20 protein-coding genes are annotated in these 18,797 nt (G+C 61.7%); 8 read left to right on the top strand and 12 right to left on the bottom strand.

Annotation, left to right across the window (positions count from 1 at the left end):
* Positions 1–13 precede the first annotated feature (13 nt).
* The 9 genes from ACZ9GA_RS29765 to ACZ9GA_RS29725 all read right to left on the bottom strand — a co-directional run bounded on the left by ACZ9GA_RS29765 (position 14) and on the right by ACZ9GA_RS29725 (position 8,204).
* The gene (locus ACZ9GA_RS29765; protein ID WP_027980096.1) at positions 14–670 is read right to left on the bottom strand and encodes a YjfI family protein; all 657 of its coding nucleotides are present in this window, start codon (positions 668–670) and stop codon (positions 14–16) included.
* A gap of 161 nt (positions 671–831) precedes the next feature.
* Complete coding sequence (locus ACZ9GA_RS29760; protein ID WP_027980095.1) at positions 832–1,047, bottom strand: TOBE domain-containing protein; 216 nt, start codon at positions 1,045–1,047, stop codon at positions 832–834.
* Positions 1,048–1,078: 31 nt separating this feature from the next.
* A complete protein-coding gene (gene ssuB, locus ACZ9GA_RS29755) occupies positions 1,079–1,894 on the bottom strand; it encodes an aliphatic sulfonates ABC transporter ATP-binding protein (protein ID WP_457358689.1) in 816 nt (271 codons plus the stop codon).
* Entirely contained in the window at positions 1,891–2,673 is a 783-nt protein-coding gene (gene ssuC / locus ACZ9GA_RS29750) for an aliphatic sulfonate ABC transporter permease SsuC (RefSeq protein WP_027980093.1), read from the bottom strand. The genes ssuB and ssuC overlap by 4 nt, the downstream gene beginning before the upstream one ends.
* Before the next feature lie 9 nt (positions 2,674–2,682).
* On the bottom strand, positions 2,683–3,831 hold the full coding sequence (ssuD, locus tag ACZ9GA_RS29745; protein ID WP_476227402.1) for an FMNH2-dependent alkanesulfonate monooxygenase: 1,149 nt from the start codon (positions 3,829–3,831) through the stop codon (positions 2,683–2,685).
* A 58-nt stretch (positions 3,832–3,889) separates the two neighbouring features.
* Positions 3,890–4,855 carry a sulfonate ABC transporter substrate-binding protein gene (locus tag ACZ9GA_RS29740; protein ID WP_027980091.1) on the bottom strand — a complete coding sequence of 322 codons (966 nt, stop codon included), beginning with the start codon at positions 4,853–4,855 and terminating at the stop codon, positions 3,890–3,892.
* A 177-nt stretch (positions 4,856–5,032) separates the two neighbouring features.
* Complete coding sequence (gene ssuE, locus ACZ9GA_RS29735; RefSeq protein ID WP_457358691.1) at positions 5,033–5,626, bottom strand: NADPH-dependent FMN reductase; 594 nt, start codon at positions 5,624–5,626, stop codon at positions 5,033–5,035.
* Positions 5,627–5,930: 304 nt separating this feature from the next.
* Positions 5,931–6,569, bottom strand: a complete 639-nt coding sequence (locus ACZ9GA_RS29730; protein WP_416421506.1) for a peroxiredoxin — start codon at positions 6,567–6,569, stop codon at positions 5,931–5,933.
* 282 nt (positions 6,570–6,851) lie between these two features.
* Entirely contained in the window at positions 6,852–8,204 is a 1,353-nt protein-coding gene (locus ACZ9GA_RS29725; protein WP_457358693.1) for an OprD family porin, read from the bottom strand.
* 416 nt (positions 8,205–8,620) lie between these two features.
* On the opposite strand from ACZ9GA_RS29725, the gene ACZ9GA_RS29720 reads away from it, so the two are divergent.
* The 6 genes from ACZ9GA_RS29720 (at position 8,621) to tauD (ending at position 14,430) form a co-directional block, all read left to right on the top strand.
* Positions 8,621–9,553, top strand: coding sequence for an aliphatic sulfonate ABC transporter substrate-binding protein (locus ACZ9GA_RS29720; RefSeq protein WP_457358695.1), 933 nt, complete (start codon positions 8,621–8,623; stop codon positions 9,551–9,553).
* 34 nt (positions 9,554–9,587) lie between these two features.
* A complete protein-coding gene (gene tauA / locus ACZ9GA_RS29715) occupies positions 9,588–10,568 on the top strand; it encodes a taurine ABC transporter substrate-binding protein (protein WP_457358697.1) in 981 nt (326 codons plus the stop codon).
* A gap of 247 nt (positions 10,569–10,815) precedes the next feature.
* Positions 10,816–11,790, top strand: coding sequence for a taurine ABC transporter substrate-binding protein (tauA, locus tag ACZ9GA_RS29710; RefSeq protein ID WP_457358699.1), 975 nt, complete (start codon positions 10,816–10,818; stop codon positions 11,788–11,790).
* A 150-nt stretch (positions 11,791–11,940) separates the two neighbouring features.
* Positions 11,941–12,732, top strand: coding sequence for a taurine ABC transporter ATP-binding subunit (gene tauB, locus ACZ9GA_RS29705; protein WP_457358701.1), 792 nt, complete (start codon positions 11,941–11,943; stop codon positions 12,730–12,732).
* Positions 12,729–13,562, top strand: a complete 834-nt coding sequence (gene tauC, locus ACZ9GA_RS29700; RefSeq protein WP_457358703.1) for a taurine ABC transporter permease TauC — start codon at positions 12,729–12,731, stop codon at positions 13,560–13,562. The genes tauB and tauC overlap by 4 nt, the downstream gene beginning before the upstream one ends.
* Before the next feature lie 34 nt (positions 13,563–13,596).
* The gene (tauD, locus tag ACZ9GA_RS29695) at positions 13,597–14,430 is read left to right on the top strand and encodes a taurine dioxygenase (protein WP_457358705.1); all 834 of its coding nucleotides are present in this window, start codon (positions 13,597–13,599) and stop codon (positions 14,428–14,430) included.
* Between the two features lie 94 nt (positions 14,431–14,524).
* On the opposite strand, the gene ACZ9GA_RS29690 is transcribed toward tauD, so the two are convergent.
* Together ACZ9GA_RS29690 and ACZ9GA_RS29685 are read right to left on the bottom strand one after the other, a co-directional pair.
* Complete coding sequence (locus ACZ9GA_RS29690) at positions 14,525–14,767, bottom strand: hypothetical protein (protein WP_457358706.1); 243 nt, start codon at positions 14,765–14,767, stop codon at positions 14,525–14,527.
* 386 nt (positions 14,768–15,153) lie between these two features.
* Complete coding sequence (locus tag ACZ9GA_RS29685; protein ID WP_457358708.1) at positions 15,154–15,396, bottom strand: hypothetical protein; 243 nt, start codon at positions 15,394–15,396, stop codon at positions 15,154–15,156.
* 587 nt (positions 15,397–15,983) lie between these two features.
* Here ACZ9GA_RS29685 and ACZ9GA_RS29680 point away from each other — a divergent pair.
* Together ACZ9GA_RS29680 and ACZ9GA_RS29675 are read left to right on the top strand one after the other, a co-directional pair.
* Positions 15,984–16,646 carry a hypothetical protein gene (locus tag ACZ9GA_RS29680; RefSeq protein ID WP_457358710.1) on the top strand — a complete coding sequence of 221 codons (663 nt, stop codon included), beginning with the start codon at positions 15,984–15,986 and terminating at the stop codon, positions 16,644–16,646.
* A gap of 2 nt (positions 16,647–16,648) precedes the next feature.
* Positions 16,649–17,851 (top strand): helix-turn-helix domain-containing protein, encoded by a 1,203-nt coding sequence (locus ACZ9GA_RS29675; RefSeq protein ID WP_457358712.1) that lies wholly within the window; start codon positions 16,649–16,651, stop codon positions 17,849–17,851.
* Positions 17,852–17,857: 6 nt separating this feature from the next.
* Here ACZ9GA_RS29675 and ACZ9GA_RS29670 read toward each other — a convergent pair whose 3' ends face one another.
* On the bottom strand, positions 17,858–18,784 hold the full coding sequence (locus ACZ9GA_RS29670) for a sulfonate ABC transporter substrate-binding protein (RefSeq protein WP_457358714.1): 927 nt from the start codon (positions 18,782–18,784) through the stop codon (positions 17,858–17,860).
* Positions 18,785–18,797 lie beyond the last annotated feature (13 nt).

The raw sequence follows: 18,797 nt of genomic DNA, 5'->3' as shown, positions 1-18,797 counted from the left end.
TACTCCTTGGCGATTACTTGAAGAAGCCCTGAAAGGCTTCGGCGGCGCGCTGTACGTTGTCCACCAGGGTGAACACTTCGGTCACCACGTTGGTCAGGCTGGAACTGGCACTCAGCGCGCCGAACATGTTGTAGACGGTCTGGCCGTTGGGCATTTGCTCAAGGCCGATGGACGACAGCGGGAACAGCTCGCGGCTACGCAGCACGGCTTCGTTGAAGTGAGCCAGGTCCTTGATCGAATCGACGTCCACCAGCACGGTGTCGACGATGATCTGCTCGCCCACCACGGCAATGTGAATCGGCAGGCCGCCGTATTCGTTCATCTCCAGCTTCAGGCTCTGTTCCGCGCCTTGCACCAGGGTTAGGGTGATTTCCTTCGACGCTACTTCGTCCAGGGCCTGAAAGGCCTGGTGAAGGCGGTCAAGGGTCCATTTCTCCGCTGTGGTCATGTGTTCCTCCAACTTGAATGTGCCAGCCATCACCGGCTGACGAAGCTGTTTTTCCACCTGCTTGAGCAACCCGCGATTCTCCGGGAGCACCCAGGCTTCGTGTTTCACATAGCCGGCATCCGCCAGGCCGGCCCGCATCCGCTTCATGTAGAAGCTGGAGGTTTTCTTCTCCGCGGGCAGCTTTTTGGCTGCCGGTTTCGGGCTGTCTGGCTTGTCCGTCATCGTGTCTGTTCCGTATCACATGTGATAAACATACACCTTCTTCCGGGGAGTGCAATACATCACGCGTGAGAGAATATTTCCATTTGTGACCGAATACCCCTGTGGGAATAAAAAAGCCCCGCAGGGCGAACCGTGCGGGGCTGAAACTGCCTGAAAGCTGGTTACAACTTGGCGATCGACACCTCAGTGGATTTCACAAAGGCAATCACCTCACTGCCAATCACCAGTTCCAGCTCACGCACCGAGCGGGTGGTGATCACCGAGGTGACGATGCCGGAGGCGGTCTGCACGTCGATTTCCGACAGTACCGGGCCTTCGATGATTTCCTTCACGGTGCCTTTGAACTGGTTGCGGACGTTGATCGCTTTGATGGTCATGTGATTCTTCCTGTTCAAACGAGGGTAAGGTTCAGAGTGCCCAGCGCAGTTGCGTAGGCAAGGGAGCCGTTGGCTCGGGTTCGGGCGGTGTGCCCGGCAACGCCAGCACACGGTTGAGGACTTCGGTTTCCAGCGCCGCCAGGCGGTGCGAGCCACGGGCACGCGGGCGCGGCAGTTCGACGTGCAGGTCCAGGCCCACCTCGCCGTCTTCGATCAGGATGACCCGATCGGCCACCGCCACCGCTTCGGCCACGTCGTGGGTCACCAGCAGTACGGTGAAGCCATGCTGCTTCCACAGGCGCTCGATCAGTTGCTGCATCTCGATACGGGTCAGGGCATCCAGCGCACCCAGTGGCTCGTCGAGCAACAGCAGGCGCGGCTTGTGGATAAGTGCCCGGGCCAAGGCCACGCGTTGCTTCTGGCCACCGGACAAGGCCGCCGGCCATTCATTGGCGCGTTCGGCCAGCCCCACGGCTTCCAGGGCTTCCAGCGCTTGCGGGCGCCAGTTGCCTTTGAGGCCCAGGCCGACGTTGTCGATGACCTTCTTCCACGGCAGCAGGCGGGCTTCCTGGAACATCAGGCGCGTGTCGTCGCGGGCTTGGCTCAGCGGCGCAGAGCCGGCCAGCAGCTCGCCGCCACTGGGTTTGTCGAGGCCGGCCAGCAGACGCAGCAGGGTACTTTTGCCGCACCCGCTGCGGCCCACCACGGCGACGAATTGCCCGGCCGGAATGTGCAGGTCGATGTCCTTGAGCACCTGACGGCTGCCGAAGGATTTGTGCAGCTTGTCCAGCGCCAGCGGGATGCCTTGCAGCAGGCGCGGCGGTTGCCCTTTCAATACGGCCGTCATGCGGCACCTCCCTTGACCACTTGATAGGCAGGGTGCCAGCGCAGCCACACGCGCTCCAGGCCACGGGCGGCCAGGTCGGCGAGCTTGCCAAGCACGGCGTACAAGACAATGGCCAGCACCACCACGTCGGTCTGCAGGAATTCACGGGCGTTCATGGCCAGGTAGCCAATGCCGGAGCTGGCCGAGATGGTTTCCGCCACGATCAGCGTCAGCCACATGAAGCCCAAGGCAAAGCGCACGCCCACCAAAATCGACGGCAGCGCGCCCGGCAGGATCACTTGGCGGAACAGCGCAAAACCGCTCAGGCCATAGCTACGGGCCATTTCCACTAACGCCGGATCGACGTTGCGGATGCCGTGGTAGGTGTTCAGGTAGATCGGGAACAGGGTGCCCAGGGCCACCAGGAAGATCTTCGCCGACTCGTCGATGCCGAACCACAGAATCACCAGCGGGATCAGCGCCAGGTGCGGCACGTTGCGGATCATCTGCATGGAGCTGTCGAGCAGGCGCTCACCCCATTTCGACAAGCCGACGACGAAGCCCAGGAACAAGCCCAGCGAGCCGCCAATGACGAAGCCGACACCGGCACGCCAGCCACTGATGGCCAGGTGGGTCCAGATTTCGCCGCTGCGCACCAGCTCCACGCCCGCTTCCACCACAGCGCTGGGCGCCGGGAGGATGCGCGTGGACAGCCAGCCGGCGCTCACTGATAACTGCCATACCGCCAGCAGCAGGACGGGCAGCGCCCAAGGCGCCAGCCTGTGGATAATCTTTTCCATGACCAGCCCTCAGCCCCGCGCCGCAGCTTGGGGCACGATATCGTTGGCCACGATTTCACCCGCCGCCTTGACCGGCCTGCCACCCTGCGGCCACTCGGGCTTTTGCACATCCAGCAGGGGGAACAGCAGTTCGGCCACGCGATAGGACTCTTCCAGGTGCGGGTAGCCGGAGAAGATGAAGGTGTCGATGCCAAGATCTGCGTATTCCTTGACCCGTGCAGCCACCGTCTCGGCATCACCCACCAGCGCAGTGCCGGCACCGGTACGCACCAGCCCTACGCCAGCCCACAGGTTAGGGCTGACTTCCAGCTTGTTGCGGTCGCCGCCATGCAACGCCGCCATGCGCTGCTGGCCCACCGAATCAAAGCGCGCCAGGGAGGCCTGGGCGCGGGCGATGGTTTCGTCGTCCACATTCGATATCAGGCGCTCGGCCGCTGCCCAGGCCTCGGCGCTGGTTTCACGCACGATCACATGCAGGCGGATACCGAAGCGCACGGTGCGGCCCAGCTTGGCGGCCTTGGCGCGCACCTGGGCAATTTTCTCGGCGACGGCCGCGGGTGGCTCGCCCCAGGTCAGGTACATCTCCACCTGCTCGGCGGCCAGGTCCTGGGCGGCATCCGAAGAGCCACCAAAATACAGCGGCGGGCGTGGCTGCTGCACGGGCTCGTACAGCAGTCGGGCGCCCTTCACGGTGATGTGCTTGCCGTCGTAGTCCACGGTCTCGCCTTCCAGCACGCGACGCCAGATGCGGGTGAATTCCACCGAGGCTTCGTAGCGCTCCTCGTGCGTGAGGAACAGGCCATCCCCGGACAGCTCCTCCGGATCACCGCCGGTCACCAGGTTGAACAGTGCGCGGCCGCCGGACAGACGGTCCAGGGTGGCCGCCTGGCGCGCCGCGACCGTGGGCGAAATGATGCCGGGGCGCAACGCCACCAGGAACTTCAGGCGCTGGGTCACCGGGATCAGCGATGCCGCCACCAGCCAGGAATCCTCGCAGGAACGCCCCGTGGGAATCAGCACGCCGCCGAAGCCCAGGCGGTCGGCCGCCTGCGCAATCTGTTGCAGGTAGCCATGATCCACGGCGCGCGCGCCCTCGGCGGTGCCCAGGTAGTGACCGTCGCCATGGGTGGGAAGAAACCAGAAAATATTGAGGCTCATTGGAGTTGTCTCCTAAGGGTGGCTGGGGCCGACGCGACGCGCCGGCCCGCGGTACAAATCACGGGGCGGTCGCGACCTTGGCAGGCGGCGTCCAGATCACATCCTTGATGCTCAACGGCTTTGGAATCAGCTTGAGCTGGTAGAAGGCGTCGGCGATCTTCTGCTGCGCGGCCACCACCTCAGGGGTGATGAACTCGGCACCAAAGCCTTGGCGCTTCACCGACGTCAGGGTGATGTCGGCCGGCAGGCCCAGCAGGGGCGAGACTTCCTTGGTCACCTGCTCGGGGTTGGACTTGGACCACTCGCCAACCGAACGCACTTCGTCGACCAGGGTGGCGATCACTTGCGGATGCTGTTGCGCGTACGGCTTGGTGGCCAGGTAGAACTGGTTGTTGTCGACCAGGCCCTTGCCGTCACGCAGGGTGCGGGCTTGCAGTTGCTGTTCGGCGGCGGCCTGGTAGGGGTCCCAGATCACCCAGGCGTCGACGGCGCCGCGTTCGAAGGCGGCGCGGGCGTCAGCCGGTGGCAGGAACACGGTCTGGATATCGGTGTACTTCAGGCCGGCGTCTTCCAGGGCGCGTACCAGCAGGTAGTGCACGTTGGAGCCCTTGTTGAGCACGACCTTTTTGCCTTTCAGATCGGCCACGGATTTGATCGGCGAATCCTTGGGTACCAGGATGGCTTCGCTGTGGGGCGCGGGCGGCTCGTGGGCCACGTACAGCAGGTCGGCGCCGGCCGCCTGGGCAAATACCGGCGGGGTCTCGCCGGTAACGCCGAAGTCGATGGAGCCTACGTTCAGGCCTTCCAGCAGCTGCGGGCCGCCGGGGAATTCGGTCCACTGCACTTGCACGCCCTGGGCGGCCAGGCGTTTCTCCAGCGAGCCGCGGGCCTTGAGCAGCACCAGGGTGCCGTACTTCTGGTAGCCGATGCGCAGGGTGTCAGCCTGGGCCTGGGTAATGGCGCCGAACGACACAGCCGCAGCAAACAGAGCGACCAGCCCACGACGCAAAAAGACTGTGCGCATAGCGCCGCTCCTTTGCTTGATAGGGTTATTGGCTGCACCTGCTTGCCCGTTGGCGGGCGAGTAAGGCCAGTAAATCTCTGTAGCCGCTGCCGCCAGGCTGCGCTGGCCCTTAGTGCACTGGAAATCTCCAGTGGGGTCGGGGGCCAGCGCAGCCTGCGGCAGCGGCTACGGGCGGCGTCAGATACTCCAGCGCGCGCTCAGTAGTCTTTCGTTGAGAATGCCCGGGTCCAGCGCATGGGGCCTGCGGCTCAGCGCGTAGTGGAACTCGTCCAGGGCATCGGCCAGGCGCTGCTCCAGCGCCGGTGCCAGCTGCGCCGCGGCGCTGCCTTCGCCGTAGGCGATCTGGCTGTCGTCAGCAAAGATCCCCTGCAGCATTTCCTGGGCCTTGAGCGCGGCCAACACCGGCTTCAGGGCGTAATCCACCGCCAGCATGTGGGCGATGCTGCCGCCGGTGGCGATGGGCAATACCACTTTGTTGGCCAGCGCGCGCTCGGGCAGCAGGTCCAGCAGGGTTTTCAGTGCGCCGCTGAACGATGCCTTGTACACCGGGGTGGCGACGATCAGGCCGTCGGCCTTCTGCACCAGCTCCAGAAAGTCGAGCACCTTGGGGCTGTCGAAACGGGCGTGCAGCAAATCCTCGGCCGCGAAGTCGCGTACCTGGAAAGTCACCACTTCGACGTTATGACGCTGCAACCAAAGGCGTGTCTGTTCCAGCAACACACCGGATCGCGAGCGCACACTGGGACTGCCACCAAGAGATACAACCAGCATTGCGACGCTTCCTTCGTTGTCCAAAAGGCCTCGCGATCAGCGAGATGGCACTGACCATAACAGGCCTTTTATATATCCATAAATCATATTTTTTCATGTGGTTAGACGCTGAAAGCATATGCATTTTCGGGCAAAAAAAAGGGCCGTGATCAACGGCCCTGAAACCCTGTCGTGGGAGGATGAATGGGATGGATCTTTGGTTGTGGGAGCGGGCTCTGCCCGCGAAAAGGACGCCGCGTAATTGCAGATGCACCGCGGTGCATAGTTCGCGGGCAGAGCCCGCTCCCACAAGATGAATCAGTGCTCAGCGGTTGGGCTGAGGGGTCAGGCGCAGGTACGGCTTCACCGCGCGGTAGCCCTTGGGAAAGCGTTGCTTGATCTCTTCCTCGTCCTTGAGCGACGGCACGATCACCACCTCATCACCGTCCTGCCAGTTGGCCGGGGTAGCCACCTTGTGGTTGTCAGTCAGCTGCAACGAATCGATCACCCGCAGGATTTCGTGGAAGTTGCGGCCGGTGCTGGCGGGGTAGGTAATGGTCAGGCGCACTTTCTTGTTCGGGTCGATCACGAACAGCGAGCGCACGGTGAGGGTGTCATTGGCGTTGGGGTGGATCAGGTCGTACAGGTCAGCCACTTTGCGATCGGCGTCGGCCAGGATCGGGAAGTTGACGATGGTGTTCTGGGTTTCGTTGATGTCTTCGATCCACTTGTGGTGCGAGTCCACCGGGTCCACCGACAGGGCGATGGCCTTGACGTTGCGCTTGGCGAACTCTTCCTTGAGCTTGGCGGTGAAGCCCAGCTCGGTGGTGCACACCGGGGTGAAGTCGGCCGGGTGGGAGAACAACACACCCCAGCTGTTGCCCAGCCACTCGTGGAAACGGATCTTGCCGGCGCTGGAGTCTTGTTCGAAATCGGGGGCGATGTCGCCGAGGCGGATGCTCATGAGGGGCCTTGCTCCTTGTTGAGTGCTGTATGGGAACTACTGTGCACTCAGCGTAGACGAAATAAAAAGAATAAATATCGATTTATTAAGCACTCAAAAGCATAAGCATTTGGCGCAAGCCGTAGCCGCTGCGGCCAGGCTGCGCTGGCCAGTGTGAACCCTGAAAATCTCCAGCGGGGGACAGGGCCAGCGCAGCCTGGCGGCAGCGGCTACGGGCCTTGGAGGCAATAAAAAACCCGCCGGGGATGGGATCCGCGGCGGGTTTTTGGGTTACGGCAAAAATTACTTCAGTGGGATCGAGTAGCTGACGATCACACGGTTTTCGTCCTGGTCGCGCGCAGACAACACGTCGTTGCGTGTCATAGCGTTTTTCCAAGTGAAGCCCAGGCCTTTGAAGGTGCCTTCTGGCACTACGTAAGCCAGGGTGATGTCGCGTTCCCACTCGGAGCGGCCGTTGGACTGCACGGTAGCACTGTGAGTATCGATATTGTCACCGCGCGAGTAGACGATGCCCGCAGTAGCACCAGGCAAGCCCAGGGCAGCGAAGTCATACGAGTAACGCGCCTGCCAGGTACGCTCACCTGCACGGCCGAACTTAACGATCTGCATGTCAGTGATGGTGTAGTTCGACGAACCGTCGCCCTGGTTCAGCCACGGGAAGTCCGAGCTGCCGTTGCTTACCTGATAACCGCCACCAAAGGTGTGGCCTGCAACGGTATACAGGAACAGGCCGCTGTACAGGTTGTTGTCCACAGGACCTTTACCGGTGCTGTTGTTCTGGTAGCTACCAGTGGTGTAGTAGGCGGCATTGTTGCTATTGGCGCCGTCATCGCTGCTGTTGAAGTAGCGCAGATCGGACTTCAGCACACCGGGACCGATCGCCCAGTTGTGGGTCAGGCCCAGGAAGTGCTGCTTGTAGAAGTCAGTCAGCTCACCGTAGTAATACTGCAGCAGCAGGTCCTTGGTGACCTTGTAGTCGGCGCCAGCGTAGTAGAACTTGTTGCTACGCTCGCCAGCATTGCTGTTGCCGCTGCCGTTAGCACCGCTAATCGACAGGTTCTCGTTGTTGCTGGAGTTACGGCCCTTGGCCGACTCGATCTGACCCGCGATCAGAGTCAGGTCCTTGATCTCGCCCGAGGTGATCTGGCCACCCTGGAAGGTCTGAGGCAGCAGGCGACCGTCGTTGTATTGAATGACCGGCAGCTTGGGCAGCAGGGTACCGATCTTCAACTCGGTCTTGGAGATCTTGGCCTTGGCGGTCAGGCCCAGGCTTGAGAACTCGCTCGCCGGATCGTTGCCGTCGGTTGGGAACACACTACCGCCGTCAGCCGCGCCCGAATAGTTGTTCGAGCGACCACGGCCGCTGTCCAGACGCACACCGAGCAGACCGATAGCATCAACACCAAAACCCACGGTACCCGCGGTATAACCCGACTGGAAGTCGAGCTGGAAGCCTTGGCCCCATTCAGCAGAGTAATTGTTGGTCTTGGGCGAGCCCGAATCACGGTTATCCGTGTTGATGTAGTAGTTACGCAGCTTCAGCGTAGCCTTGCTGTCATCCAGAAAACCTTCAGCATTGGCTTGCGCGGCCAGCACCCCAACAGCCACGGCCAAAGCCAGAGAAGACTTGTACATTGTGTTGCTCCTGTAATGATTCTAATTCTTGTCTGCCCCCAATCCTGGATCTTCTGTCCATTACGCTGGGGTTGTTGCGATTAGTGCCACTGGCGAGCATCGCTTCAACCGCTCTAGGCCGGTTTTCAGCGATGGTCTATGTCCATTTTGTGACGGGCAAGAGTAAATAATATTTCATAACTCTAAAAAGAATTGTTTCATCTCTTTTCAGACCGTTTTGGAATAAATATCCCGCCGGCCCAAACCAATGGCCTAAAGCCTGTATCGGCCTCTAAGCTAATTACTAAACAGTCTTTGTATTCTATTTTTTAGATCGTTTAGCTTTCACTCCACCGGTCCACCGGACATCCCGTCACCCCTTTCCGACCAGCCGCCCCTGCGGCCAGAGGTGCTCCATGTCCGTCCGCCGTCCGCCCATGAACAAAGTTTTAATCGCCGCCCTCAGCCTGTTCATCTTCAACGCCTCGGCGCAGGCCGCTGAAACCCTGCGTATCGGCTACCAGAAGTCATCCACGCTGATCACCCTGCTCAAGCAGCAAGGCACCCTGGAGAAGGACCTGGCCGCCCATGGCATCCAGGTCAGCTGGCATGAGTTCCCCAGCGGCCTGCCGCTGCTGGAATCGTTGAACGTGGGCAATGTCGACATCAGCGCCGACGTGGCCGACACCGTGCCGGTGTTCGCGCAAGCGGCTGGCGCCAACCTCACCTACTTCGCCCAGGAAACCGCCTCGCCCGAGGCCCAGGCCATCGTGGTGCGCCAGGACAGCCCGCTGAAAACGCTGGCCGATCTGAAGGGCAAGAAAGTCGCCGTGACCAAGGCCGCCGGCACCCATTACCTGTTGATCGCCGCGCTGAACAAGGCCGGGCTCAAATTCACTGATATCCAGCCCGCCTACCTGACCCCGGCCGATGGCCGCGCCGCCTTCGAAAACGGCAAGGTAGACGCCTGGGTGACCTGGGAACCGTTCCTCACCAGCGTGCAGCGGCAGTTGCCGACCCGCGTGCTGGCCGGGGGCGCAGGGCTGGCCCAGTACAAGCGCTATTACCTGACCAGCACGGCGTATGCCCAGGCCCACCCGGACGTGCTGAAGCTGGTGTTCGCCGACCTGCAGAAAGCCGGTGAATGGACCAAGGCCCATCCCGACCAGGCCGCCGCCGTGCTTGGCCCGCTGTGGGGCAACCTCGACAGCGCCACGGTGCAGGCGGCCAACCAGCATCGCAGCTACCAAGTGCAGCCGGTGAAGCTCGACCAACTGGGCGAACAGCAAAGCATCGCCGATGCCTTCTTCAGCGCCGGGCTGTTGCCCAAGCCGGTGGACACCAAGACCGTCGCCATCTGGCACCCCTGATTCCAATAACAACCCGACACCAAAGGCACCCCACATGGCTATCACCCTGCCCTACCGCCGCCTGTTCGCCGCCATCGCCCTCGCCGGGTTTGGCTTGAGCGCCCAGGCCGCCAACCTGACCATCGGCTACCAGACCGGCATCGACCCCAGCAAAGTCCCGCAGGCCGACGGCGCCTACGAGAAGGCCATTGGCGAGAAGATCGACTGGCGCCGCTTCAACAGCGGCCCTGAAGTGGTCACCGCCATCGCCTCGGGTGACGTGCAAATCGGCAACCTGGGCTCCAGCCCGCTGGCTGCCGCCGCTTCGCGCAAACTGCCGATCGTGGCTTTCATCGTCTCGGCGCAGATCAACGCCGCCGAGGCCCTGGTGGTGCGCAACGGCAGCGGCATCAACAACCCGCAGGACCTGGTGGGCAAGACCATCGCCACGCCGTTCGTGTCCACTTCGCACTACAGCCTATTGGGCGCGCTCAAGCACTGGGGCCTGGAGGGCAAGGTCAAGGTGGTGAACCTGCAGCCGGCCGAAATCGCCGCCGCCTGGAAGCGTGGCGACATCGACGGCGCCTTCGTCTGGTCGCCAGCGTTGGGCGAAATCCGCAAGACCGGCAAGACCCTCACCGACGCCGCCCAGGTGGGCCAATGGGGGGCGCCCACGTTCGAAGTGTGGGTAGCGCGCAAGGACTACGCCGACAAGCATCCCGAGGTGATCGCGCAGTTTGCCAAAGTGACGCTGGACTCGTTCGCCGACTATGCGGCGCACAAGGACGCCTGGACGGCGGATTCGGTGCCTGTACAGAAAATCGCCAAACTGACCGGTGCCAACGCCACTGACGTACCGGAACTGCTGGCCGGCTCGGCGTTCCCGGACGCCAAGGCCCAGCAGACCGCAGCGCTGCTGCAAGGCGGTACCGCCAAGGCGATCGAGCAGACCGCTGAATTCCTCAAGGAACAGGGCAAGGTAGAGAGCGTGCTGCCCGACTACTCTCCCTACGTCAGCGCCAAGTTCGTCAACTGACCGCCGCCGATCTTCTGTAGCAGCGGCCGCCAGGCCGCGTCACGGACGCCGCGCAGTTACTGACTCACCGCGCCGCCTGTAACGCAGCCTTCGGCAGCTGCTACGAGGCGGGGCGCACACCGTGCGCGGCAGCGGCTACAATGCGCTGGCCTAAGCTAATGAAAAACGGTTATTTATTTACCGATTCTTAGATCATTTAGTCTTAACTTCACACACGCCATCCGGCCGCCTGACGAGGAGCTGCACCATGTCCCGATTCAACCCCCTCCGCCTGCTGGCGGCCGTCACCCTGGCAGGCGCCACGTTCATGGCCCAGGCCGCCGACTTCACCGTGGCCTACCAGACCACCGTCGACCCGGCCAAGGTGGCCCAGGCCGATGGCGCTTACGAAAAAGCCACCCAATCGACCATCAACTGGCGCAAATTCGACGGCGGCGCGCAGGTCATCACCGCCGTCGCCTCCGGTGACGTACAGATCGGCTACGTCGGCTCCAGCCCCCTGGCTGCCGCCGCCACCCGCCAACTGCCGGTGGAAACCTTTTTGATCGCCACCCAGATCGGCGCCGCCGAGGCCCTGGTGGCCCGCAACGGTGCGGGCATCAACAGCCCGCAAGACCTGGTCGGCAAGAAGATCGCCGTGCCGTTCGTGTCCACTGGTCACTACAGCCTGCTGGCCGCCCTCAAACAGTGGAAGATCGACCCCTCCACGGTTACCATCCTCAACCTTGACCCACCGGCCATCATCGCGGCCTGGAAGCGCGGCGACATCGACGCCACCTACGTCTGGGACCCTGCCCTGGGCGTGGCCAAGGAGAGCGGCAAGGTACTGATCACCTCCGGCGAACTGGCCAAGGTTGGCGCGCCTACGTTTGACGCCTGGATCGTGCGCAAGGACTTTGCCGCCAAGCATCCGGAAATCGTCAAGGCATTTGCCAAAGTGACCCTGGACGCCTACGCCGATTACCGCAAAGACCCGAAAGCCTGGCTGGCCAACCAAAGCAATGTCGACAAGCTGGTGAAGCTGTCGGGTGCCAAGGCGGCTGACATCCCGCTGCTATTGCAGGGCAACGTCTACCCGCTGGCCGCAGACCAGGTAACCGCATTGGGCGCCCCTACCACCCAGGCCATCACCAACACCGCCACCTTCCTGAAAGAACAAGGCAAGGTCGACGCCGTACTGCCCGACTACGCCCCGTACGTAAGCGCGAAGTTCGTTCAGTAAACTTTTGTACCCATCTGCACAGACTCTGTGGGAGCGGGCTTTGCCCGCGAAGAATTCACCTCGATCTACCTGATACACCGAGGTGACCTTTTCGTGGGCAGAGCCCACTCCCACAGAGGTCAGTAAAGCAGCCCAACGAGGATCGATCCCATGGCCCTGCTGCAACTCGAGCGCATCAGCGCCCAATATCCCGGCGCCAGCGCGCCGGTACTGGCCGACATCAACCTGTCCCTCGGCCCGCAACAACTGCTGGTGGCCCTGGGCCCTTCGGGTAGCGGCAAAACCTCGCTGCTGAACCTGATCGCGGGTTTCATCGAACCCAGCGCCGGGCGCATCACGCTCGACGGCGTGCCCGTCAAAGGCCCCAGCGCCGAGCGCGGCGTGGTGTTCCAGGATGATGCCCTGCTGCCCTGGCAGGACGTGCTGGCCAACGTCGCCTTCGGTCTGCAACTAGCCGGCGTGCCGCGCGAAAAGCGCGAACTGCGCGCCCGCGACATGCTCGCCCTGGTGGACCTGGCCGACTTCGGCAGCCGCCGCATCTGGCAACTGTCCGGTGGCCAGAAGCAACGTGTCGGCCTGGCCCGCGCCCTGGCCGCCGACCCGCGCGTGCTGCTGATGGACGAACCCTTCGGCGCCCTCGATGCCTTCACCCGCGAGCAAATGCAGGAACTGCTGCTGCAAGTGTGGAAGCGCACCGCCAAGCCGGTGTTCCTGATTACCCACGACATCGAAGAAGCCGTGTTCCTGGCCACCGACCTGATCCTGCTGGCACCCAACCCGGGCCAAGTGGTGGAGCGCCTGAACCTGGACTTCGGCCAGCGCTACGGCCAGGGCGAGTCGGCCCGCTCAATCAAGTCCGACCCACGCTTTATCGAAACCCGCGAATACGTACTCTCGCGGGTCTTTTCCCAACGCACCGCACTGCAACAGGAGCTGGCATGAGCAGCTACCAGGCCCCCGCCAACGCCCAGGCCACCTTGATCAAACCGGTCAAGCCACGGCGCCAGCTGAGCACCCGCGCCATCAGCGCCATCACCCTGCTGACACTGCTGGCCTTATGGTGGGGCGTGACCGCCAGCGGCCTGATCGAGCCGCTGTTCCTGCCGCCGCCCACCGCCGTGCTGGAAAAAGGCTGGCTGCTGGCGACCAAGGGCTACATGGACGCCACCCTGTGGCAGCACTTGGGTGCCAGCCTGAGCCGTATCGGCCTGGCCCTGGGCTTCGCCATCCTCACGGCCATCCCGATCGGCATCGCCATTGGCACCAACCGCATCGCACGCGGCATCTTCGACCCGCTGATCGAGTTTTACCGCCCCATCCCGCCACTGGCCTACCTGCCGCTGATCGTGATCTGGTGCGGCATTGGCGAGCTGTCGAAAGTGCTGCTGATCTACCTGGCCATCTTCGCCCCCATCGCCATCGCCACCGCCACCGGCGTGCGCACGGTCGACCCAGCCAAACTGCGCGCCGCCCAGTCGCTGGGCGCCACCCGCGCGCAACTGATCCGCCACGTGATTTTGCCCAGCGCCCTGCCCGACATCCTCACCGGCGTGCGCATCGGCTTGGGGGTGGGCTGGTCCACCCTGGTGGCCGCCGAACTGATCGCCGCCACCAGCGGCCTGGGCTTCATGGTGCAATCGGCCGCGCAGTTCCTGGTCACCGACGTGGTGATCCTGGGCATCCTGGTGATTGCCATCATCGCCTTCGCGCTGGAAATGGGCCTGCGCGCCCTGCAACGCAAACTGGTGCCCTGGCACGGCCAGAGCCATTGATCGACCGCTGATTACCTGGAATGACGAGACAGCCATGAGCCTGACCATCACCCCCATCAGCCCGGCCATCGGTGCTGTCATCAGCGGCATCGACATCGCCCAGCCGCTGGAGCAGGACAACCGCGACGCCATTGAACAGGCGCTGCTGGCGCATCACGTACTGTTCTTCCGTGACCAGCCGATCACCCCGCAACAACAGGCGCGGTTTGCGGCGCACTTTGGTGATCTGCACATTCACCCGATCTATCCCAACGTGCCGGAGCAGCCCGAAGTGCTGATCCTGGACACCGCCATCACCGACGTGCGCGACAACGCCACCTGGCACACCGACGTAACCTTCCTGCCCAACCCTGCGATGGGCGCAGTGCTTAGCGCCAAAGTGATCCCGCCCTACGGCGGCGATACCCTGTGGGCCAGCGGCATAGCGGCGTATGAAGCGCTGTCCGAACCGATGAAGCGCCTGCTGGACGGCCTCACGGCCACCCACGACTTCACCAAGACCTTCCCCCTGGAGCGCTTTGGCAGCACCCCGCAAGACCTGGCCCGCTGGGAAGAAACCCGCCGCAAAAACCCGCCGATCAGCCACCCGGTGATCCGCACCCACCCGGTGAGCGGGCGCAAAACGTTATTCGTCAGCGATGGTTTTACCACCCGCATCAACGAGCTGGAACCGGCCGAGAGCGAAGCCATCCTGAAACTGCTGTTCGCCCACGCCGCCCGCCCGGAATTCTTCGTGCGCTGGCGGTGGCAGGAAAACGACGTGGCATTCTGGGATAACCGCAGCACCCAGCATTACGCCGTGGATGATTACCGGCCTGCGCGGCGGGTGATGCAGCGTGCGACGATTCTGGGTGATGCGCCGTTTTAGCCAGCCCCGCACGATGCCTGTAGCCGCTGCCGCCAGGCTGCGCTGGCCCTGATCCCCACTGAAGATCTTCAGCGTACTCAGGGGCCAGCGCAGCCTATCGGCAGCGGCTACTGTGCATGGCCTCCAGCACCTTACAGCCTTCCTGCAGCAAGTGATACGACACCTCGGCGACCACATTCAGGTCCTTGCCCTCGATCGAACATGAGTTCATGCACGACAAGGGTTCCATCAGGTTGCGCACCGTCTGGAAACGGCGGGTGGCGAATTCGAAGAGGTCGAGGTCGGGGCAGTCGGGGTTGATCAGGAAGATGGGGGGTGAGGCGTCGTGGTTGGTCATGGCAAGTACTCTGGACAGTTGAGACAGCCACCCTCGCTTGCACGCGAATGAGGTGGCAGCTATGCGCAGGTGTGCAAGACCGGTCCAGAGCCGGCAGACCCGAAGGCCTCCCACACATAGCCGCCATAACGAGCACAGCAGGCAATTCTACTGCCTGCTGTGCGCTTACGGGACTAAGTTTCTGGACAGGCTTGCACGCCCGGTCGCTGATGCTCAGCAACGCAGACGACTATAGGGCGATGCCTGGGGCAGCAGTACCCGGCCACTTCCGATAACACTGTGGGAAAAATCCCAAACAACGCGGGCCGACCGTAGCCGCTGCCGCCAGGCTGCGCTGGCCCGGATCCCCACTGAAGATCATCAGTGTACTCAGGGGCCAGCGCAGCCTATCGGCAGCGGCTACGGTGCATGGCCTCCAGCACCTCACAGCCTTCCTGCAGCAAGTGATACGACACCTCGGCGACGACATTCAGGTCCTTGCCCTCGATCGAGCAGGAATTCATGCACGACAAGGATTCCATCAGGTTGCGCACGGTCTGGAAACGGCGGGTGGCGAATTCGAAGAGGTCGAGGTCGGGGCAGTCGGGGTTGATCAGGAAGATGGGGGGTGAGGCGTCGTGGTTGGTCATGGCTAAGTCCCTAAAGCTGATGAACCGCCACCATCGTTTGCACACGATTTAAAGGTGGCGGCTGTGCGCAGGTGTGCAAAACCGGGCTTTAGAAACCGGCAGACCCGAAGGTCTCCCACGCACAGCCACCATAAAGCCGAACAGCAGGCATAAATATGCCTGCTGTGCAGATTGATGGCTACAGCGTCTAAAGCACGGGTTTGCACGCCCGGTCGCTGATGCTCAGCAACGCAGAGGACTATAGGGCGATGCCTGGGGCATCACTACCCGGCCACTTCCGATAACTGTGTAGGAACAATCCCAAAACACCGCCAAGGTGTCATGCATAAGAAAACCGCCTGATAGAGGCGGCTTCTTTAACTCATGTGTCCTCAAGGGGAGGCTTACGCCAACAGATCTTGAGGCAATCATTTCCAATATAAAACGATTTATTGAGGCTGAATATCCCGAAATTTCCTGCGAACACGTAGGAAATCTCTCCTTTTCGTTATTGGCCTAAATACGGACAAATGGACAGAAAAAGCCTTTCAAAACGAAGAAAAGTTGGCTAGATATCCGCTTATCGAATCATAAGAAAGGCAGTATCCATGGTGACCAAGCACGACCTTCAGCGCTTCATCCGAGCGGAGATTCATCAGGATTTTTTTGAGGAGCTGAGCATCCTCATCCCCCAGACCTTCCAGAAAGCCATGTCTGACAGTCAACAGCTGCGCAACGTCCCACCCGAGCATTTGCGCGGTTACCTGCGCTATATGTACGTTCAAGAGGCCATGGGCGGGCTAGTTCGCTGGTCCCCTGTAATCCGGGAGACAGCGCCCAAGGGAAGCTTTTTCGTGCTTCTTGCTATAGGCAAAGTCCGTCTGACCGCCGTGGTGCTGCCTTGGCAGAAGGAAGTGCGTGAAGCCAAATACCGATCAGAGCTCAAGCTATTGAACGAAACACTGGCTTGCACCCAGATCGACTGGATCAATGAGGTAACGCAACCAGCGGATGATCACCTGATCAATGCCCTGGTTATCGCACATGCTCCACCTCCCAGCTGCGCTAACCAGGCAGAGCCGCTGGCTATTGCATTGGCGGTACCGCATTTCAACGGTAAAGGCTTTCACATGAGCTGTGCGTTGGAGGAACTGATCGATGGCTATGCTGAAGATGAGCACGCTGGTCTTAAACCCATTGCGCTGGTGAAATTGCGAGATAATATGCGCCGCGCAGAAGACACAGACACCGAAACCCAAGCGAAGAGGTAATGATGAGGACGGGAGTCGCAGGCTTTCAATCAGGACGCCTCAAGCAGTTGCGCCTGGCATTTGGCCTGACTCAATCCGGGCTGGCTGAATTGGTTGGCCGCGCCTCTGGAAATATCTCCAAATGGGAAAATGGCCTTCAGGCTCCTGAAGCAGATGCATTTCACCGTTTGTGCGAGGTTTTCGGCGTAAGCCAGAACTGGCTAGTGGAGTCACCTGTGCACAGCGACGCCGCCAGTCCATTCTTCTTCCGTTCAAATGTCACGGCCACGGAAACCGCGAGGGAAATAGCTGCGATCCGGCTGTCGTGGCTCCAGGAAATCTCCTTCAAACTGCAGGAAAGCCTCGAATTCCCCGACGTCAACGTTCCCTGCCTCTACGAACAAAACTGCGAACTGATTTCCGACGCCGAGATCGAGCAGGTCGCCAGCGCATGTCGTCAGGCGTGGGGCCTGGGTAATGGCCCGATCCCGCATGTAATCGACATCATGGAGCGCGCCGGCATCGTCTGTGCGAGAAGCCATCTGGGCTTTCTGAAGATGGATGGCGTATCAAATTGGTGCCTGGCAGATGATCGGCCTTACGCCCTCATTATCGCGGACAAGGCCAATGGGCTTCGCAATCGATTTGATGCCGCCCACGAGCTGGGGCATATCGTGCTTCACCGGCACGTGACGCAAACACAGTACGTTGAAAAGTACGCGTTGCTGGAGACACAAGCCCATCGCTTCGCCAGCTCCTTCCTGCTGCCTGCAGAAAGTTTCTGCCGTGAAGTGCGTTGGCCCACACTGGATACCCTGCTTGCACTCAAACCCCGCTGGAAGGTCTCGGTGGCGGCCATGGTGAGGCGGTGCCAAGACTTGGACATCATCAACGAAACCACCGCTACGCGCCTCTGGAAGGCACGTTCAGCGAGAGGCTGGGTGAAGGGCGAACCTCTGGATGACACCCTTCAACATGAGTTGCCGTCGTTGCTGTCTCAAAGCATCAAGATGATGGTTGAGAGCAAGGTGCTCTCTCGCTCTCAACTTCGACAGGTGCTTGGCTTACCCACTGACACACTGGAATCGCTGTGCAGCCTTGAGCAGGGATACTTTGAACTCCCTGATGCAGCTCGGATCCTGGAATTGCGAGTCAAACGCCAGCCGATCTCGAATCCGTCCTTCAAGAAGCCTGCACAGGTGCTCGGCTTCCCTGCCAAACACTGATCCGCATCATTTCCAGGCTTGCTGGCTCACGTCCAAATGCTTGGGCAACAACCGATTCTGATAAAACAAATCCGCCGTCACCTGCTGCGCCGCCATCACCTTCCCATCAATCGGCGAAATCGGCGAAGGCGGGCGGTTGTCGATGTACTGCGCCACCACCGCCTTGGGCAGGTTCATGTTGCCCGCCAGCACGTTGATGCTGTCTTCACGCTGGCTGCGCGTCAGGGCCTCCGCCTGGCTCAGTTCGTCCAGCACGCTGTGGATAAACGGCCCATTCTGCTCGGCGTACTGCCGGCGTGCGGTGTATAGCGGCCCGGACAGGCCCAGCCCGGTGCCATCGGCGAGTTTGCGGGTGTGGCCTTCGCTCAGGGCCAGCGAGGAGTACGGGTCCCAGATCACCCAGGCGTCGACGCTGCCTTGCTCGAAGGCCGCGCGGGCGTCGGCGGGGCTCAGGTAGATGGGCTGGATGTCCTTGTAGGTCAGGCCAGCCTGGTTGAGGGCGCGCAGGATCAGGTTGTGCGAGCTTGAGCCCTTCTGGAACGCGACTTTCTTGCCCTTGAGCTCGGCCACGCTGTGCAGCGGGCTGTCGTTTTTCACCAGGATCACTTCCGCCGCAGGCTTGGACGGTTCGGCGCCGATGTAGACCAGGTCCGCGCCTGCCGCTTGGGCGAACAGCGGCGGGATGTCGCCGGTGGAGCCTACGTCCAGAGCGCCGACGTTGAGGGCTTCGAGCATTTGCGGGCCAGCGGGGAATTCGATCCACTGCACCTTGGTTTGCGGGAACTGCTTTTCCAGCAGGCCGTGCTCTTTGGCCAGTACCAGGGCGATGGAGCCTTTCTGGTAGCCGATGCGCAGCGCGGCCGGGTCGGCCAGGGCGTTGAAGGTCAGGGCGAGCAGGGACAGGCCGGCGGCCAGGCGTGCTAGTGGTTTCATCGGGTTTCTCGCA

The sequence above is a fragment of the Pseudomonas sp. TE3644 genome (assembly GCF_056278815.1).
This window is presented reverse-complemented; position numbering and strand designations above follow the sequence as displayed.

Coding starts and splice junctions, on each gene's coding strand:
- ACZ9GA_RS29730 (WP_416421506.1), bottom strand. CDS start 6,569: ATGAGCATCCGCCTCGGCGACATCGCCCCCGATTTCGAACAAGACTCC.
- tauA (WP_457358699.1), top strand. CDS start 10,816: ATGTCCCGATTCAACCCCCTCCGCCTGCTGGCGGCCGTCACCCTGGCA.
- ssuE (WP_457358691.1), bottom strand. CDS start 5,626: ATGCTGGTTGTATCTCTTGGTGGCAGTCCCAGTGTGCGCTCGCGATCC.
- ssuB (WP_457358689.1), bottom strand. CDS start 1,894: ATGACGGCCGTATTGAAAGGGCAACCGCCGCGCCTGCTGCAAGGCATC.
- tauC (WP_457358703.1), top strand. CDS start 12,729: ATGAGCAGCTACCAGGCCCCCGCCAACGCCCAGGCCACCTTGATCAAA.
- tauD (WP_457358705.1), top strand. CDS start 13,597: ATGAGCCTGACCATCACCCCCATCAGCCCGGCCATCGGTGCTGTCATC.
- ACZ9GA_RS29720 (WP_457358695.1), top strand. CDS start 8,621: ATGAACAAAGTTTTAATCGCCGCCCTCAGCCTGTTCATCTTCAACGCC.
- ACZ9GA_RS29740 (WP_027980091.1), bottom strand. CDS start 4,855: ATGCGCACAGTCTTTTTGCGTCGTGGGCTGGTCGCTCTGTTTGCTGCG.
- ACZ9GA_RS29690 (WP_457358706.1), bottom strand. CDS start 14,767: ATGACCAACCACGACGCCTCACCCCCCATCTTCCTGATCAACCCCGAC.
- tauB (WP_457358701.1), top strand. CDS start 11,941: ATGGCCCTGCTGCAACTCGAGCGCATCAGCGCCCAATATCCCGGCGCC.
- ACZ9GA_RS29760 (WP_027980095.1), bottom strand. CDS start 1,047: ATGACCATCAAAGCGATCAACGTCCGCAACCAGTTCAAAGGCACCGTG.
- ACZ9GA_RS29725 (WP_457358693.1), bottom strand. CDS start 8,204: ATGTACAAGTCTTCTCTGGCTTTGGCCGTGGCTGTTGGGGTGCTGGCC.
- ssuD (WP_476227402.1), bottom strand. CDS start 3,831: ATGAGCCTCAATATTTTCTGGTTTCTTCCCACCCATGGCGACGGTCAC.
- ACZ9GA_RS29675 (WP_457358712.1), top strand. CDS start 16,649: ATGAGGACGGGAGTCGCAGGCTTTCAATCAGGACGCCTCAAGCAGTTG.
- ssuC (WP_027980093.1), bottom strand. CDS start 2,673: ATGGAAAAGATTATCCACAGGCTGGCGCCTTGGGCGCTGCCCGTCCTG.
- ACZ9GA_RS29680 (WP_457358710.1), top strand. CDS start 15,984: ATGGTGACCAAGCACGACCTTCAGCGCTTCATCCGAGCGGAGATTCAT.
- ACZ9GA_RS29670 (WP_457358714.1), bottom strand. CDS start 18,784: ATGAAACCACTAGCACGCCTGGCCGCCGGCCTGTCCCTGCTCGCCCTG.
- ACZ9GA_RS29765 (WP_027980096.1), bottom strand. CDS start 670: ATGACGGACAAGCCAGACAGCCCGAAACCGGCAGCCAAAAAGCTGCCC.
- ACZ9GA_RS29685 (WP_457358708.1), bottom strand. CDS start 15,396: ATGACCAACCACGACGCCTCACCCCCCATCTTCCTGATCAACCCCGAC.
- tauA (WP_457358697.1), top strand. CDS start 9,588: ATGGCTATCACCCTGCCCTACCGCCGCCTGTTCGCCGCCATCGCCCTC.